The following is a 17,565-nucleotide window of genomic DNA, read 5'->3' on the forward strand; positions in this document are numbered from 1 at the left end:
TCGAAGTTAGCGCGGTAATTCTAGATAGATTGCACTTTTTTCATTGCAGGATTCTCTTCTGGCATGAATTTGACTGGATTACATAACTTGCGGCCAAGAAGAGGTAGGTCAATCTCAAAACGGTCACCGTCACGCACAGAAATATTGTCAGCAAAACTGAGCGTTGCAGTGCCAAAGTAATGCACATGTACATCGCCTGGGCGTCGAAACTGGGCGTACTTGAAATGGTGGTATTCTAGATTGGCTAGGCTATGCGCCATATTTGCCTCTCCGGTAAGAAAGGTTTTTTCCCATAGAATTTTGTCCTCGCGAACAATTCGGCTAGTGCCCTCTAAATAATCAGGGAGCTCACCCAGGAATAATTCAGGGCCAAAGCTGCAAGCGCGTAGTTTAGAGTGCGCCAACCATAAGTAATTAGCACGCTCAGTGATATGGTCGGAGAATTCGTTCCCAACGGCATAGCCCACCCTATATGGAGTACCGTCAGTAGCATTTATGTAAAGGCCAACTAACTCAGGCTCTTCACCCGCATCTTCGGCGAAAAATGGCACCGTAAATGGGCTTTCTGGGGGAACGACGATGCTGCCATCACCTTTATAGAACCATTCGGGTTGAGCTCCCATTGTGCCTGCAAGAGGTTTACCTCCCTCAACTCCAAGCTTGAACATACGCATGGAATCAGTAAGTTCCTCATTGTTAGCTTGTACACTTGCATGCATTGCAGAGCGGGTATCGGCGCTGCCCAGATGGGTTAAACCAGTGCCGGTAACAAAGCAGTGGGCTGGGTCAGGATGTGTAAGCGGAGGCAGCAGTAAACCTAAATCTATTGCCTGATTGTAATCCAACAAATCATGGCTACGATGAGATTCAATGAATGCAGTAAGAGAGGTGCCCTCGTCGAGAGCGGCCTTTGCTAACGCATAGGTCCCTCCGGGGTAATCAATCACACGAAGCTGAATTGAACTTTCAACCACCGCGGCACGAATGCCGCGAGAAGTTTTCACTTGTACGATTCGCATTAGTAAGACTCTTATTCGATGATATGGAACTGATCAAAATAACGTTCGTTGAGCTTTAAGCCGAGGCCGGGCGTATTATCGTCAAGATCGATAAACCCATTGACTGGCTCAGGATCACCTTCAAACAGGTAATAAAACAGCTCGTTACCAATCTCTACATCGTGTACTGGGAAGAATTCGGACATAGGAGATGCAAGCGTAGACATTGTTAAATGATAGTTATGCATCTGACCTGCATGAGGGATGACAGGTACGCTAAACGATTCAGCAAGAGCATTGATCTTATGCGCGGCGGTAATGCCGCCAACCCGATTAGTATCGTATTGGATAACAGAAACTGCACGTTTTTCAAGCAGTTGGCGGAAGCCATAAGAAGTGAACTCGTGCTCGCCGCCTGAAATAGGGATACTGGTAAGTTGGTTGAGCTCTGCGTAGCCATCAATATCATCAGCAATCACTGGCTCTTCAAGCCATCGTGGCTGAAAGCGTTCCAATCGAGGTAACATGCGTTTGGCATACTCGAGGTTCCAGCCCATATAGCATTCAAGCATTAAGTCGATATCATCGCCGATTACTTCACGCACTGCCGCAACGCTATTCAGGTTTTCGCGCATGCCCGAAGGGCCGTCTTTGGGACCATAGCCAAAGCGCATCTTCATCGCTTGGAAACCTTGATCAAGATAAGACTGTGCTTCTTCCTGCATGCCTTTTAGATCAGTGCGATAAAGTTTGGATGCGTAGCAAGGAATTTTCTCTTTTGTGCGACCTCCTAATAATTTAAAAACAGGCTTGTTTACGGCTTTACCCATGATGTCCCAAATAGCAATATCGACTCCAGATATTGCCGCCATACCGATGCCTTTACGACCCCATGCATGCGTGGAGCGATACATCCGTTGCCAGAGATATTCGTAGTCAAAAGGATCTTGGCCAATTACTAGCGGGGCAAGATACTGATCGATAATTGCTTTAGCGATACGTGGTGCTAACGCCACATTGCCAAGCCCTACAATGCCGTTGTCGGTTTCAATTTCAACCACCGTCCATCCATGGAAGCGGAAGGTGCCCATGGAATCTCCTTTATCCCAAAGCTCATCCATTGCGTTGGAGCAAAAGTGAGGGGTCGGCGTTACAGTATGGCCTTTCCATTCAAATACGCGGGTGCGGACATTAGTGATTTTCATTAAGGTTTTCCTTAAGTGAGTATTTGGTTAAATATTGGTGTTCAGTCGCTGTTGACGAAGGTTCTTGCCCATCCGACAAGCGATGATGAAGGCGTTACGAGTTGGACTAACATTAGCTTTTCCTTGGCCAGCGATATCAAATGCCGTGCCATGGGCAGGAGTAGTAATGGGGATGGGAAGGCCTCCTTGTACAGTTACGCCCTCCATAAAGCCCATTAGTTTGATCGCAATTTGGCCTTGGTCGTGGTACATGGTGACCACTGCATCAAACTCGCCATCACGAGCCTTAATAAATAGGGTGTCGGCGGGGAGGGGGCCACTAATTGGATAGCCTTGGGCTCTGCACGCCTCAACCGCAGGCGTAATGATCTCGATTTCTTCGCGTCCACAAGTGCCGCCTTCCCCTGCATGAGGATTAAAGGCTGCTACTACAACGCGTGGCTCTGGATTGCCTGCCAGTTGCAGTGCGTCGTACATCAATCGGCTAGCCGCGACAATACGCTCTTCAGTGATATATTCGGCCGCATCTTTAAGTGGAATATGCGAGGAAATTCGGGCCGTCCACAGATTGCCCAAAGTATTAAACTCACAAAAATAGTTCTTAACATTTAAATAGTTAGCGAAGAAATGTAACTCGTCTTCATACTCAAGCCCGCCTTTTTTCATGGAGTATTTATTTAAAGGCGCAAAGCAAATCGCATCTACCTCATTGTCTAGCGCTGCACTCATACAGCGTTTTAACAATGCGAGTACGGAAGCACCGCCAGCAGCTGTTTCTTGTGCATAGCTAATGTCACTTTCAGCAACACTCTCTGTTGGTAAAAATACTGGGGTGGAGTGTAAACGTGCTTGGCTAAATTCGCTTATTTCAACCAAATTATGGTGAATGCCTGCAACACGTTGTCCTTCTTGCCACAGCCAGCGATCACCCAGCAATACGGTATGTACATCTTTAAAAAGGTCGGCTTCATTGAATAGCTTAGCGATTAGCTCTGGGCCAACACCAGCAGGGTCACCTAGGATTACCGCGATTACAGGTTTTGAATCTTTCATATAGAACTCCTGTTAAACGATTTTAATAAAACAGATCAACTAAATAGAGAGAAACTTCAGGAATATAGGTTACTAATAGTAATACGATAAACAATACACCGATCATAGGGAGGTTAACCCGGGTAGTATTCCACATATCGGTTTTAGCAATTGAACAGGCGGTGGCAAGTACAGACGCGACAGGAGGCGTTTGCTGGCCAATGGCTAAGTTAAGCGTCAGGATTAAGCCAAAGTGAATTGGATCAATGCCGATTTGAGTGACTAGCGGCATTACTATTGGCACTACTAGAATGATTGCTGCTGCCCCATGCAGGAACATACCTAATAAAAGTAGTAAAATATTGAGTAGTGCTAATACCGCAATAGGATTCTCAGTTAAAGTAGTGATTTGTTGCGCCAGTTGTTGCGGGAGTTGCATTTCTGTAAGAAATAGCCCTAGTACTGCTGATGTTGCGACTAGTAACATAACAACGGCCGTTTGTATAACGCCATCTGTTACCGCACGATAAAGAACTTTTAAGTTAAGTTCTCTATATATAAGTCCGCCAATAATTAAGGCAGCCAGTACGGCTATGCCCGCTCCTTCAGTTGCAGTAACCAAGCCACCAAATATGCCACCTAGAATTATAATTGGTAGTAATAAGGCCCAGGCAGCTTCCTTGAAAGCTTTACCTAAGCGGCGAAGAGAAAAGGCTTCTTCGCGAGGCAAGTTATACTTAACTGCATAGTAGTAACAGAAACATGCAAGGCCGATGCCGCCAAGAATCCCTGGGATAATGCCTGCTACGAATAACTGAACAATAGAAACCTCGGCGATCGCTCCGTAAAGAATCATTGATAAAGAAGGAGGGATAATGACAGCCAAGGATGCAGACGAAGACGTGATAGCTGCAGAAAACTCGGGGTTGTAGTTTTTACGTTTCATTTCTGGAATTAAAATAGAGCCTGTCGCTGCTACGTCTGCAACAGCGGAGCCAGAAATTTCAGCAAAAAACATTGATACACCAACATTAACCATCGCCAGGCCTCCTCTTACAAATCCCACCATAGCTGTCACTAAATTGATCAGTCGGGTAGAAATGCCAGAGGTGTTCATCAGTGCGCCAGCAAAGATGAATAACGGAATAGCAATTAACGGAAAGTTAGTAGCACCATTAAAAAGTGTTAAGGGAACATTAAGAAGATGCTGAGGCCCCATGTTTATAAAAACACCAATAACACCTACAGCTCCAATTGCGACTGCAATAGGTACATTGATAAGCACCAAAGAAAATAAGGCTGCGATAACTACTAGTAAAATCATGGCCGACTCTCCCTTAAATCTTCCTCGGCTAAACGAATTGCTTCTTCGATAGCTTCATGCTCGCTGTCGACGCCATTTTTCATCTTTTTCCAAGCGCCAGGTAGAGATAACAGTTCACAAAGAATAAACAATGCCGCGCTAATAGGGACTGCCGATTGGGTAATCGTAAGGCTAATACTAGGAAGAGAAACCAAGCGATCCCATGCCAGTATGTCCAAGACTCGGTAGCCGTAATAAGCAATTATCAAGAAGAAACCAATCACAATAGCTTCGCTTAAAACAAATAAGCTAGCTCTGACAGCTGAGGGAGCATTGCTTACAAGCCCTGGAAATCCCATATGCGCACGTTTAATGGCTGCCAGGTTGGCACCGTAAAAAGTTAACCAGGCAAGTCCTATAGATGCTACCTCATCGTACCAGGTAATAGAGCTTCCAAAGGTTCTAAATGCCACAGCTGCAAGTACTATGAAAGTAAGAGCAAGTAGCAAAGTAACGGTAAAGATTTCTAATAACTTTTCGATTAGAAACCGCAGCTTTTCAATTAGTGCCATTTTTTATACCCGTTGCTGGACGCATGGGCGTCTGTAATGACGCCCAAAAGGTAAATACTTTTTAATCGTTGGCTAGGCTCATGGCGCGATCTATTAATGCTTGACCATTTTCAACTTGCTCAGCAAACGCCTCATATACAGGAACACTGGCACTGATAAATGCTTCTCGGTCCACTTCGTTAATTTCAACGCCGGAATCTCGCATCGTATCTAGCAGCTCTTGATCCAATTCAGCGCCTCTTGCAAAAGCCCATAATTGAGTTTCAGCAGCCGCCTCGCTAATTGCATCACGAACCTCATCTGAGAATTGATCCCACTTGCCTAAACCGGCGGTTAGCCATATAGGTGTATAAACATGGTTCGTTAGCGATAAATATTCTTGAACTTCGTGAAGCCGAGCGCCGTAAATATTACTGAGAGGGTTTTCTTGTCCGTCGATTACACCTGTTTGGAGCCCAACAAATACTTCTGAAAAAGCCATGGGAGTAGGGTTGGCGCCCCACGTTGAGAACATACGGGTTCGCCAGTCACTTTGAGGAGTGCGAATTCTTAGTCCTTCTAGATCAGTGGGAGTAGTGATAGCTCGGCGACTGTTGGTAATTTGACGAAAACCGTTTTCCCATGTAGAGATAATTTTTAAGCCTTGCTCCTCTGCTCCTTCAGCAAGATCCTGCATAACAATTTCATCATCTATTTTCTTTAAATGGTCACGATCGCTGACCAAGTAAGGAAGATCGAAAAGAGCAAAATTTGGCGCTACAGATGACATGATCGATGAAATTGCAGCTAAGTCGACGGTGCCCATGCGTAGGCGTTGGATAAGTTGGCGCTCATCTCCCAACTGGCCACTATCGTAATATTCAATTTGGATATCGTCGCCTAATCTCTCTTGGAGTTGGCGTTTAAACTCCAATGCGGTTTGGCCTTGCAAGCTTTGGGATGATCCACCAATAGCGAATACAATTTTTTCTTGGTTAGCTTGGGCTTGCGAAGAACACAAGACCAAAGCTAAAGCCGTAGCGCTGAGAGAGAGTTTGAACATGACGAGCCCCTTCTTTTTAGGCTTATTGTGTTTGTCTGGTATGCTGGTTGGATTACCGGACCAGTCGGTAGGCAATTTAGATTCCTATGGCCTTGTTAGTCAATAGGGGGTCGGTAAATATATACCTTTGTCTAAAGGGTGATCATATGTGGAAATCATGGTCGTTTTTGGTCTAGTATATAGACCAGTTGAGATGGGAAAATTTTATGTCTAATTCAGCATTTGCTTTTGAAAAAGCTCTCAAAAATAAAACTAAAAAGGAAGTACTGGTTGAAAAACTAATTGATATGCTTAAAACAGGACTGCTAAGAGAGGGAGATTTATTGCCTAGCGAGCGCGAGTTGGCACAGCTTTTTGAAGTTAGTAGAGAGACAGTACGAGGTGCTCTTGCTCAAATGGCTGCCTATGATTTGATAAGCGTTTCTCAAGGCAGTAAAACACGTATAAGTGCAGATGAGCATGCTCTATCACGTTTTACAGATACCCAAGAGGCTTGCCGGGTAAGCGAGATGGAGAGCTTCGATTTGGACTGTGTTTTCGAGAGCCGGATTATTGTCGAAGCTGCTATTGCTAGGCGAGCTGCTATTAGAATAGATATGGAAGGCATTCAAAAGCTGGAGCGATTGCTTGACGCACAGAGCAAGCTATTCGATTCGCCTGTCTATTTTCAGCTATCTGATCAGAGCTTTCATAAACTTATCTCTGAGTATGCTAATAATTCCTTGTTGTTGCGTTATGCTCAAGAACTCTACGGGTATGGGCTTAGTATACGCCGCCAAGTAATGGTTGAGGACGGTGCGATTGAGCGGAGTTATGGGGAGCATGCTCGCATTGTTGATGCTTTGAAACGCGGTGATCCCGATGCGGCCGAGCGAGCGATGCTTGCTCACTTGGATAGTGTTTATCGCACGACGAAAGAGAAATCAGCCTGTGAAATAGATAAATCCGTAAATTAGCATTTCGGGCATATGTGCAGGATGTTTACGGTTGAATAACAGGCGCCGCTAGTCAAAATTCGTCTTGGACAGGGCTGTCCTCAGTAGGCTATAGGAGGTTAATGCCTGGGATGAATTAACGTTTAAGTGGTGACCGTCGTACCGCGCTCCGTTCCATAAAATAATTCGTTTTTTCGCTAAAATATTCCACGTTTAACATGGGATATAGCCCCCTGTCGGGGGCTTGGTGCGGCGAGGTCTTTAGCATGTTAATAAAAGGTCTCAGGCAGTATATGTCCTGATGAGTTGCTATTTACCGTCTTGTTTAATATTCCCGCTTACCATCCACCAGTCGCGAAACCTTAAAAGGATTATCGTCGCGCAATGCTTCTGGCAGTAAACCAGCAGGCAAGTCCTGATAGCAAACCGGGCGCAGGAAGCGATAAATCGCGGCGCTGCCGACAGACGTAGTGCGGCTGTCGGACGTTGCCGGGAACGGTCCTCCATGCACCATCGCGTGGCCCACTTCGACCCCGGTCGGCCAGCCATTGGCCAGGAGTCGACCGGCGCGCTGCTCAAGCGTGGGCAGAAGTGATTGTGCGGCCTCCAGGTCGCCATCGTCCATTTGCAGAGTAATCGTCAGCTGACCTTCGAGCTGGTCGGCAACACGCTGCATCTCCTGCGCGTCAGCGCACTCAATGACCAGCGAGGCAGCGCCGAAGATTTCGCCCTGAAGCGCGTCATTGTTAAGGAAATTCTGAGCGCTGGCTACAAATAGCCCTGTCTGGCAGCTATGCGGTCCGTCGCCGGCTTTGCCGCGCGCTACTTCCTTGACGCTGGATTGGCCCGAAAGGGCGGAGACACCGCTTTGATACGCCTCATGGATGCCGGGCGTCAGCATCGTTTGGGCGCCGCTGGCTTTAACGGCTTCCTCTGCGGTAGTGATAAACGCATCCAGGTCAGCGCCTTTAAGGCCAATGACCAGACCAGGGTTGGTGCAGAACTGACCCGCACCCATGTTCAGCGAAGCGACAAAACCTTCGGCAATCTTGTTGCCGCGCGCTTGCAGTGCCTCGGGGAACAGAAATACCGGGTTGATGCTGCTCATCTCGGCATAAACGGGAATCGGCTCGGGACGCGCCTGGGCAGTCGCCATCAAGGCCATGCCGCCGCTGCGTGAGCCGGTAAAACCAACCGCTTTAATACGCGGGTCTGAGACCAGCGCTTGGCCAATATCGCGACCTGAGCCGAACAGCAGCGAAAACACCCCTTCCGGCATGTTGCACTTGGCCGCAGCGCGTTGAATAGCGCGGCCTACCAGCTCAGAAGTGCCGGGGTGGGCAGAGTGGCCCTTGACCACCACCGGGCAGCCTGCTGCCAGCGCCGAGGCGGTATCGCCCCCTGCTACGCTGAAGGCCAGCGGAAAGTTGCTGGCACCGAACACGGCCACGGGGCCAAGCGGAATATGGCGCTGACGTAAGTCGGCGCGCGGCATGGGTTGGCGATCAGGCTGGGCCGGGTCGTGGCGTAAATCCAGCCATTCGCCCGCACGTACTACCGAGGCGAACAGCCGCAGCTGACCGCAGGTCCGGCCCCGTTCGCCTTCAAGGCGCGCTTCAGGAAGGCCGGTTTCGGCCACGCCGCGTTGAGTCAAATCAGCACCAATGGCCTCAATTTCTTCGGCAATGGTTTCCAGGAAGTGAGCGCGCGTTTCAAGTGAGGTTTCGCGGTATTGATCAAACGCTGCTTCGGCAAGCTGGCAGGCTTTTTCAACCTCGGCGCGGCTACCACCGGGATAGCGCGGCTCCAGAGTTTCGCCGGTGGCCGGGTTAACGGCAACAATATCGGCTTGAGTACCGGTGACGGCCTGTTGACCGATAAGCAGTGTACCTTGCAGTGTCATGTAGCCTCCTGTTAAAGCGCGTTGACGATGGTTGTTTCGTGCTTGTGATTCGTTGGCATGCGTAGCGTGTTGCGTAGTGAGCGGCCAAAATCGTTAAGCGTGATCTCGAAACGATCACCATCGCGGGTTTGAATCTGGTCAGCAAAGCTAAGAGTAGCTGTGCCGAAGAAGTGGACGTGGACATCGCCCGGGCGGCGAAAGCCTGCGTATTTGAAGTGGTGGTGCTCAAGATTGGCGAGGCTGTGGGCCATATTGGACTCACCGGTTAAAAACGGCTTTTCCCACAACGTTTGGCCATCGCGCACAATGCGGCTGGTGCCTTCAAGGTGGGCAGGTAACTCTCCGATCAACAGCTCTGGGCCAACGCTACAGGCGCGCAATTTAGAGTGCGCCAGCCATAGGTAGTTAAAGCGCTCAGTAACATGGTCGGAAAATTCGTTACCCACAGCGTAGCCAATCCGGCATGGAGTGCCATCGTCAGCAATAATATAGAGCCCCGCAAGCTCTGGTTCTTCACCAGCATCCTGGGCAAACGCGGGAGAAGGCATGTCTGCTTCCGGCGCGACGATGCAGTCGCCATCGCCTTTATAGAACCATTCCGGCTGCGACCCTTCGGCGTTATCGGAAGGCTTTCCGCCTTCAACGCCGAGTTTGAACATGCGCATGGAGTCGGTCAGTTCCTCCTCGGCCACTTGAGTTTTGGCATGCATGGCGGACCGGGTATCGGCGCTGCCCAAGTGGGTGAGGCCGGTGCCGGTCACCAGGCAGTGGGCGGGGTCGGGATGCGTGAGCGGCGGTAGCAGGCGCTGCTCGTCGATTAACGTTTGGTAATCAACCTGCGTGTCGCCAAGCCGTGATTTAATGGCTTGTTCAAGCGACTCCCCAGCGGCAATAGCGGCGTTGGCTAGCGCGTAAGTGCCGCCCTCTATGGCGATGGGGCGAACTTTCTCAGCGCTCTCTACCAATGCGACTTTTAGTGTTTCTTGTTCGGTGTACTGAATCAACCGCATAGCGACATGTCCTTGTTAATACATCAAGCGCTTGCTCATTTGCATGGCAAACAGCAGGCAACCCAATGGTGTCTTGAATGGCATGAGGCGGTGTCATGTCACCCCAAGCGGGCTATCCGGGAGAATGCTAGCGCTGCTTGTTAGAGGTGGCTGACGCCATTATTTGGAAAGTGCTATTCATCGTAGACGAACTGTTGAGCTTATTGCCAGTATGTTCAACATATACTTTTGTATGTGTCGACGTTATCACAAAGAAAGCGTAACGTCATAGCGACTCCCTGGATTTAAAGGGAGTTGCCAATATCACGATGTCGCCATGAGCATTAATCAAGGGGAAATCATCAGTACCATCCGCTTGTATTACGCCCATGCTTGGAGAGGTTGATTACGTTATGATTGAGAAGAATTGTAATAGGGTTGAATCATAGTGACGTCATCTCTCAGTAAGCCTGTTGCTCGGCCCAGTATTGCCGAACATCTCGCCGAAGCTATCTTCGCAGGGCGTTATCAGCCCGGCGATTTTGTGCCTCGGGAGCTGGATCTGTGCGAACGCTTTGCTATTAATCGCTCGGCGGTACGTAGCGACCTTCGCCAGTTGGTGGATGCGGGTATTATTGAGCGTATTTCAGGACATGGCTCCAAGGTTCGTGAGTATTCTGAGTGGCATATCCTTGATCCCCAGGTGACCCATTGGTTAACGCGGTATGCTGCGCCAAACCCTGATATCCAGCGTGAAATACTGGCTTTTCGTTTGGATGTGGAACCTTATGTGGCGATGACCGCTGCCAAGCGTGCCACGGCGCACGATTTGGTGGCTATCGAAGAAGCATTTGAAGGGTTGGGCCAGAACCTGCGTAATGCCACCTGTCTTGAAGAGCGGCGTCTGCATAGTGAATGCGATGTTGCTTTTCATGAAGCGATCTTCAAGGCGACTCACAACATCGTTTGGGCACAGCTTTCCCATATCTTGCGTCCTTCCATTTACATGTTGGTGTCAATGTCCAATGAGAGCGCCCCGGACCCTGATGAGAGTTTGGAGCAGCATCGCCAGCTAATGGAAAGTATTCGCCTGCGCCGCCCTCGGGAGGCGTTTTTGGCGGCTCAGGCCGTGTTGGCGGGTACCGCAAAGGCGCTGGGGCTTGAGAACAGTGCCAGCACCCTGGAGCCCAGCTCTTTGGGACTTAACATCGAGCGCCGCTGAGCCTTACATTGATCCCACTTTTGCTAACAAGGCAAACGTATGTCTCACGTAATGATTGGCCTGGTCGGGGTGGGTAAAATTGCCCGCGATCAGCATATTCCTGCAATGGCAGCGGTCACTAACTGCCAGTTTGTCGCCACAGCTGATCCTAATGCAGCCCTGCCGGGCACTCCTGGCTATGCCTCGCTAGAGGCTATGTTGGATGCTCACCCTGAGATAACCGCCGTGGCCATTTGCACGCCTACTCACCTGCGCTACTCTCAAGCGCGCCTTGCGTTAATGCGTGGCAAGCATGTGCTTCTGGAAAAGCCGCCAGGAGCCACGTTAAGTGAAGTAGAGGACTTAATCGCGGTGGCTGACCAGCAAGGCGTTAGCCTGTTTGCTGCCTGGCATTCACGCTTTGCACCGGGCGTTGCCCATGCCAAACGGTGGTTAGCAGAGCGCAGTGTTCAGCGAGTTAGTATTGAGTGGAAGGAGGATGTAAGGGTATGGCATCCAGGCCAAGCGTGGATCTGGCAACCCGGTGGAATGGGCGTATTCGACCCGGGTATTAACGCGCTTTCCATTGTCACGGCCATCCTGCCTCAACCGTTTTTCCTGCGTCAGGCGCGGCTGCAGGTGCCAGAGAATTGCCAGACACCGATTGCCGCTGAGCTCTCGTTTACTGATCACTTGGATACGGCTATTGAAGCGGTGTTTGATTTTCGTCAGACCGGCCCGCAAACCTGGGATATTCACATTGATACTGATGGCGGACGCATAAGCCTGACCGACGGTGGCTGCCGCTTAACGATTGAAGGTCAGCAGGTAGTCGACGCTGAAGAGAAGGAGTATGAAGGTCTTTATACTTACTTCGCCGAGCTTATCGCAGCGGGGCGTAGCGAAGTAGATGTCGCGCCACTGCGGCAGGTGGCAGACGCTTTCATGTACGGTCATCGTGACGTAACGGATGCGTTTATCGAGTGATGGCCGTTCACGCTATAGAGGGATGCCATCAACGACTCAAGCTAAACGAAAGGGTATATGGAGTCGTTGGTGGCGGGTTAACGCGGAACGTTAAAGCATTCGCATGAAAATAAACCATTAATCAGGTGATGAGGGTTTTCCGAAAAGAGGGAATCCCTCTGTGTCCCATTGGATGCGTTTGACGTACGTATGCCGGTTCGGATCCCAAAGGGGGTCACCCTCAATCTCGGTATACGTGCGCGCGTGATACACCAGTAGATCCGTTTGGCCGTCATCGGAAACGGTAAAGCTATTGTGCCCTGGCCCGAAGAGCTTATTGGGCGAGTCGCTCTGGAAGACAGGGTTTGGCAGCTTCGTCCAGCTGGAAGGGTCAAGCAAGTCGTCGTCGGTATTGGCCCACAGCAAGCCCATGCAATAGTTTTCATCGGTAGCGCTTGCCGAGTAGGTTAGAAACACTCGGCCATGTCGGCACAGGACCGCGGGCCCTTCATTGACACTGAAGCCACGCGTCTCCCACTCGAACTCAGGAATACTCAAACGAACCGGCGGCCCTGATAGCGTGTCGGGCGTCTCCATGGGCGCAATATAGAGATTGGAATTGCCGGGGATGTCAGGCGACTTCTGCGCCCATAGGTAATAGAGCTTTTCATGATGAGAGAACATCGTAGCGTCGAGGCAGAAGCTATCAATGCCTGTCTCTATCTGAACGGGCGCGCTCCATGTGCCGATCAAGGGGTTAGCCGCATCAGTACTAATCGCGTACATGCGGTGCTGGAATAAACCGTCTTTAATCTCTCGGCTGGGAGCAGCCGCAAAATAGATAGTCCAACGCCCTGCATGAAAGTGCAGTTCCGGTGCCCAAATCAGTTCGCTCAAAGGGCCTGTATCTGGTTTGTGCCATACGCTGACGGCACTGGCATCGGCTAGTGTTTCGATACTTGACGCACGGCGTAACTCTAAACGGTCATATTCAGGCACGGAGGCAGTGAAGTAGTAAAAGCCGTCGGTATGCTTATGAATAAACGGGTCTGCGCGTTGCTCTATCAAGGGCTTTATCGTCATCATGGCCTCACTTCTTATAGGTTTGTTGCACGATAGATGGGCGGCTGTGGCTGCTTTTTTAGCGTTTCTGGCAGCGGGAAGCCATTGGAAAGGTTTTCTTTCATCTCTTCATAGTAGCGATCGGTAATATGATACTTGAACATTAAACTCCCCATCAGCGTATGAAAGACGCCAGGAATGATAGAAAGCATCAACGCGATACCGGTTAGCGTAAACGCACTCTGTTCAGTATTAGGCTCATAGTTAAAATAGGTTAACAAGATGCCTACCAGGAAACCGGCTGCCCCCATGCCTGCTTTTTGAAAAAATGAAATGCCACCGAACGCCAGTCCTGAGACACGCCGCCCAGTCTTGGCTTCTCCGTAATCCACTGACTCGGCGATAGCCGACCAGAAAACCGGAGCATGCAGGTCAACGGCAAAGGAAATAAGGAAATACAGAATAAAGGCCAACACGATATCGCCTGGAGAAACGGCAAAGAACATGATAACGCTCAGCACCCCGACGGCGAGTTGGCTCCAGCGGAAGAGGTTGAGTTTACAGTAGCGTTTGGTGATCCAGGTTGAAGCCACCATGGCCAAGATGGCTGCGCTAACGCCCACGGTTAAGAATGCTGACAGCATTGTCGCGTTAGCGCCGAGATAATATTTGGCATAATAGGCCGCCACCGAGCTACGAATCACATAACCCAGCGTGCCTGTAAAGCAGACCGCACACAGTACTATCCACTGATCGTTTTTAATTAATAGGCGAAACTGCTCTTTCAGCGGTTTTGTATCAATGGTGTGCTGGACGCGCTCGGTGGTCGTAAAATAACAGAACAGAAACAATAAGGTAGCGAGCCCTCCCATTAAGCCCATGGATACCTGGTATCCCAAGGCAAGGTTATCTCCACCCACAAATTCGGCAAGTATCGGCACTATGATCGTCACCAGAAAGGCGGCAATCTTGGCAAAGAACAAACGGTACCCATTGGCGGATAGCCGGTCTTTCGGGTCTGGTGATAATACTCCGATCAAGGAAATATAGGGAATGGTCACCGCCGTGAACATGAGCGTGACAAACAGATAAGTTGAGTATGCCCACACCAGTTTTGCGTTATAGCTCCAGTCGGGTGTAGTAAAAAGCAGCAGTACCGAGATTCCAAAAGGCACTGAGAATATTAAGAAGTAAGGGCGGTAACGGCCATAACGGGTATTGAATTTATCCGTGATGATACCCATAAGCGGATCAGTGATGGCATCCATTAACCGCGCTACCAGAAATAGAATCCCCATATGGCTGGGTTTTAGGCCAAAAATATCGGTATAGAAGTAAGAGATAATCAGAAACATCGAAGATATAACGACATTAATCGCCATATCGCCGCTGCCGAATCCGACCTTTTCCAGATACGTTAGCTTTGGAGTTTTCATGGGTAGGGCCTTAAATGATAGACATGACGACTAAGAAATTAGTGACCGCCTCTATAGAAACCAAACGAGCAAATCACCAGGCGTACATGGCAATTCACTTTCGATAGGCCCTGAAACACGGCATGCGATGTAGCGTTACACGTAGAAATACGGCGATGTTCGTCATAGGGACTCCAGTCGATTATTCTTTATTAGGATCCTCTATATGTTGAACATATGGAGGAAATGTTCAACATGGACTTTAGTCTGGTAGCTTATTTCAGAGGCTTTAGAGGGAAGTTTTTCTCAAGCACTGAGCAGGTCAAACCAAGCCAAGGCGAGCGACGATGCCGACCGCTTGGCAATGTCTGACCTGCCGGCTGTGTTCATAGGACAGCCGCCACGCATCTTTCGACAAGGAGCGTGGTATTGATGTTGGCAAGGGTGCTGTGAGGAGGTTGCTGTGAGGATGTTTCTGTGAGATAGCAGCAGTGAAAGGCCTGCTGCTATCGGGCTGGCCATGCTTGTTGTGCGGCTGCCTCGTTACGTTTCACTGCGCCCATCTTCGCGTTGCGCGTTCTGAGCGATAATCTCGCGGAGGGTGCTCATTAATAGCGCAGCCCCCGGTGAAAGTCGTTGGTGGCGTAAGCTGACCAGGCCGTAGGGCTGCACGCTAAGCGCTTCGACGAAGGGCAACTGGTGGAAGCGTTGGGGGGTACAGAGTAGATCGGCAGTTTCGCGCGTGGTCACGGTGATGGTGTCAGATTTATCGACCAGCGCTAGTGACACCAGTAAGTCAGCAGTATCGACGACTTGTCGAGGTGGCGCGACCTGATGATGCAGAAACAGGCTGTCAACAAGCTGTCGCATGAGTGCGCCGGGTGGCTGCAGTGACCACGGATAGACGGCCATGTCCGCCAGTTTTAACGAAGTTTTGCCTACCAGCGGATGCCCTTCACGACACACAAAGCACAACTCCTCCTCGCCAATTTCTTCAAAGACAAAGCGCTCAAGATCGCTTCCAGGCGGGAGGCGTGTAATCGCAAAATCCAGCTCACCTTCCAGCAAACGTGGCACCAGCGCTTTGCTGACATCCACATCCACGCTGATTTTAAGCTCCGGGCGGTCTCTGTGGACCCGTTCAATAGCGCTGGTTAGAAGCGTAACGGCGGGTGCCATAACGGTGCCGATAGCCACGGTGCCCGCATTGCCGTTGCGCAGCGCGGTCAGCTCTTCAGCGGTGTGGCGTAGTGTCGACAGCACACTATGCGCATGACGAATCATGACCTCCCCATACCAGTTAGGGGTTAGCCCACGCGACTGGCGATCAAACAGACGTATACCCAGGTTGGCTTCCAGGTCGCTGAGCAGTTTTGAGGCTGCGGGCTGGCTCATGTTGAGTTGGGCAGCGGCACGATGCAGGTTGCGGTGTTCGTCAAGCGCCAAAAATAGCTGAAAATGACGCAACTTTAGTCGAGCGTTGAGAAACCAGTTACTGTCAAGAACGCTCATGGAATAAGCCTTTCAGTGCTTTTGATAGCAATAAGTGTATCGGAATTAACGTGTTCCTATATTGGTTAGTTATCTAAGAGCTGTCTAGTGTAGGGCGTGTAGTGGAGAACCTAGTAGTGAACCTGGTAGTGAACCGCATACCGCACGAATAACAATAACGATGTTAACAGGAGGAACACCATGCCCTCTCATACAGGTAGCGTTGGCTCAAGATTGTTACTGAGCGCAGGCGTCATCGCGCTGATGACAAATGTAGCCCAGGCCCAAAGTGATAAGGAACCCATGGCGAACAGTAAATCAGAGAGCGCCGTCGAACAATCGACGTTCGGCCAGTTGCCGGACGGCCGTGAGGTGCAAAGCTACCGGCTAACGAACGCCAATGGCGTTGAGCTTCAGGTCATTAATTACGGGGGCACAATCGTATCCCTGAAAGTACCTGACGTAGACGGAAACATTGACGATATTGCGCTGGGTTTTGAATCGCTGGATGGTTATCTGTCTGACACTTACCAGCAAGCTAATCCCTACTTTGGTGCACTCATCGGCCGCTACGGCAACCGTATCGCCGAAGGTCAGTTTGCGCTGGAGGGTGAAACCTACTCGTTAGCCACCAATGATGGTGATAACCACCTGCACGGCGGCGAGCAAGGGTTTGATCGTGTGCTCTGGCAGGCCGAGCCTTTTGAAAATGATAAAGGGACGGGGCTGGTGCTGAGCTATGTCAGTGAGGATGGCGAAGAGGGCTATCCTGGAGAACTGACGGTTGAAGTGACGTACACCCTTACCGATCAAAATGAACTGATTGTCGATTACCAGGCCGAGACCGACAAGGCAACGCCCGTCAATCTTACCCAGCACAGTTACTTCAACCTTAAGGGTGAGGGGAACGACTCCATCCTTGATCATCAGCTTATGCTCAATGCCGATGCTTTTACCCCGGTGAGTGAATCATTGATTCCGACGGGTGAGCTGCAGCCTGTTGAAGGCACGCCGTTCGATTTCACCCAGGCCACGTCGATTGGCGAGCGTATTGAGCAAGACAACGATCAACTGCGCTTTGGGCAGGGCTACGACCATAACTTTGTGCTTAACCGAGATAACGCCGAGCAAGGCGATCTGGTGATGGCCGCCAGGGTGTGGGAGCCACAAAGTGGACGGCTGCTGGAAATTAAAACCACTGAGCCTGGTATTCAATTTTATTCGGGGAATTTTTTGGCCGGTGATTTAACGGGCAAAAGTGGCAATGCCTATCCACAGCGCTCTGGCTTTGCACTGGAAACGCAGCACTTTCCCGATTCGCCTAATCAGGACGCCTTTCCCAGCACGGTTCTACAGCCAGGAGAGACCTACCGTTCACGCACCATCTTCCGCTTCTCTGCCCAGGACGATATGGGCGTCTAGCCATGTGCCTGACGAGCAGCAGACGGTGA

15 protein-coding genes are annotated in these 17,565 nt (G+C 50.2%); 4 read left to right on the forward strand and 11 right to left on the reverse strand.

Annotated features, from left to right (window positions below; translation table 11 throughout):
• Positions 1 to 20: 20 nt before the first annotated feature.
• The 6 genes from araD1 (CZ787_RS16330) to CZ787_RS16355 form a co-directional block, all read right to left on the reverse strand.
• Entirely contained in the window at positions 21 to 1,019 is a 999-nt protein-coding gene (gene araD1, locus CZ787_RS16330) for an AraD1 family protein (RefSeq protein ID WP_087111134.1), read from the reverse strand.
• Positions 1,020 to 1,030: 11 nt separating this feature from the next.
• Complete coding sequence (locus CZ787_RS16335; RefSeq protein WP_087111136.1) at positions 1,031 to 2,203, reverse strand: L-rhamnonate dehydratase; 1,173 nt, start codon at positions 2,201 to 2,203, stop codon at positions 1,031 to 1,033.
• A 27-nt stretch (positions 2,204 to 2,230) separates the two neighbouring features.
• Positions 2,231 to 3,256 carry a 4-hydroxythreonine-4-phosphate dehydrogenase PdxA gene (locus CZ787_RS16340; protein ID WP_087111138.1) on the reverse strand — a complete coding sequence of 342 codons (1,026 nt, stop codon included), beginning with the start codon at positions 3,254 to 3,256 and terminating at the stop codon, positions 2,231 to 2,233.
• Positions 3,257 to 3,278: 22 nt separating this feature from the next.
• Entirely contained in the window at positions 3,279 to 4,559 is a 1,281-nt protein-coding gene (locus tag CZ787_RS16345) for a TRAP transporter large permease (RefSeq protein ID WP_087111141.1), read from the reverse strand.
• Positions 4,556 to 5,110, reverse strand: a complete 555-nt coding sequence (locus CZ787_RS16350; protein ID WP_087111144.1) for a TRAP transporter small permease — start codon at positions 5,108 to 5,110, stop codon at positions 4,556 to 4,558. Before CZ787_RS16350 ends, CZ787_RS16345 begins: the two co-directional genes overlap by 4 nt.
• 61 nt (positions 5,111 to 5,171) lie before the next feature.
• Positions 5,172 to 6,152, reverse strand: a complete 981-nt coding sequence (locus tag CZ787_RS16355; protein ID WP_087111146.1) for a TRAP transporter substrate-binding protein — start codon at positions 6,150 to 6,152, stop codon at positions 5,172 to 5,174.
• Between the two features lie 206 nt (positions 6,153 to 6,358).
• Between CZ787_RS16355 and CZ787_RS16360 the strand changes: the two genes are divergently transcribed.
• Positions 6,359 to 7,108: a FadR/GntR family transcriptional regulator gene (locus CZ787_RS16360; protein WP_087111148.1), complete on the forward strand. Its 750-nt coding sequence runs from the start codon at positions 6,359 to 6,361 to the stop codon at positions 7,106 to 7,108.
• A 304-nt stretch (positions 7,109 to 7,412) separates the two neighbouring features.
• Here the strand turns inward: CZ787_RS16360 and CZ787_RS16365 are convergent, their stop codons facing one another.
• Together CZ787_RS16365 and araD1 (CZ787_RS16370) are read right to left on the reverse strand one after the other, a co-directional pair.
• Positions 7,413 to 8,990 carry an aldehyde dehydrogenase (NADP(+)) gene (locus CZ787_RS16365; protein WP_087111150.1) on the reverse strand — a complete coding sequence of 526 codons (1,578 nt, stop codon included), beginning with the start codon at positions 8,988 to 8,990 and terminating at the stop codon, positions 7,413 to 7,415.
• An 11-nt stretch (positions 8,991 to 9,001) separates the two neighbouring features.
• Positions 9,002 to 10,000 (reverse strand): AraD1 family protein, encoded by a 999-nt coding sequence (araD1, locus tag CZ787_RS16370; protein ID WP_087111152.1) that lies wholly within the window; start codon positions 9,998 to 10,000, stop codon positions 9,002 to 9,004.
• 427 nt (positions 10,001 to 10,427) lie between these two features.
• Between araD1 (CZ787_RS16370) and CZ787_RS16375 the strand changes: the two genes are divergently transcribed.
• Positions 10,428 to 11,201, forward strand: coding sequence for a FadR/GntR family transcriptional regulator (locus tag CZ787_RS16375; protein WP_087111154.1), 774 nt, complete (start codon positions 10,428 to 10,430; stop codon positions 11,199 to 11,201).
• 39 nt (positions 11,202 to 11,240) lie between these two features.
• Positions 11,241 to 12,167, forward strand: a complete 927-nt coding sequence (locus CZ787_RS16380; RefSeq protein ID WP_087111156.1) for a Gfo/Idh/MocA family protein — start codon at positions 11,241 to 11,243, stop codon at positions 12,165 to 12,167.
• A gap of 117 nt (positions 12,168 to 12,284) precedes the next feature.
• Here CZ787_RS16380 and CZ787_RS16385 read toward each other — a convergent pair whose 3' ends face one another.
• The 3 genes from CZ787_RS16385 to CZ787_RS16395 form a co-directional block, all read right to left on the reverse strand.
• Entirely contained in the window at positions 12,285 to 13,232 is a 948-nt protein-coding gene (locus CZ787_RS16385; RefSeq protein WP_087111159.1) for a family 43 glycosylhydrolase, read from the reverse strand.
• Between the two features lie 11 nt (positions 13,233 to 13,243).
• Entirely contained in the window at positions 13,244 to 14,644 is a 1,401-nt protein-coding gene (locus CZ787_RS16390; RefSeq protein WP_087111160.1) for an MFS transporter, read from the reverse strand.
• Between the two features lie 522 nt (positions 14,645 to 15,166).
• Positions 15,167 to 16,135 (reverse strand): LysR substrate-binding domain-containing protein, encoded by a 969-nt coding sequence (locus tag CZ787_RS16395; RefSeq protein WP_087111162.1) that lies wholly within the window; start codon positions 16,133 to 16,135, stop codon positions 15,167 to 15,169.
• 180 nt (positions 16,136 to 16,315) lie between these two features.
• On the opposite strand from CZ787_RS16395, the gene CZ787_RS16400 reads away from it, so the two are divergent.
• Entirely contained in the window at positions 16,316 to 17,536 is a 1,221-nt protein-coding gene (locus tag CZ787_RS16400; RefSeq protein WP_087111164.1) for an aldose epimerase family protein, read from the forward strand.
• The last annotated feature ends 29 nt before the right edge of the window (positions 17,537 to 17,565 follow it).

The sequence above is a fragment of the Halomonas citrativorans genome, from assembly GCF_900163645.1.
Taxonomy (GTDB): domain Bacteria; phylum Pseudomonadota; class Gammaproteobacteria; order Pseudomonadales; family Halomonadaceae; genus Vreelandella; species Vreelandella citrativorans.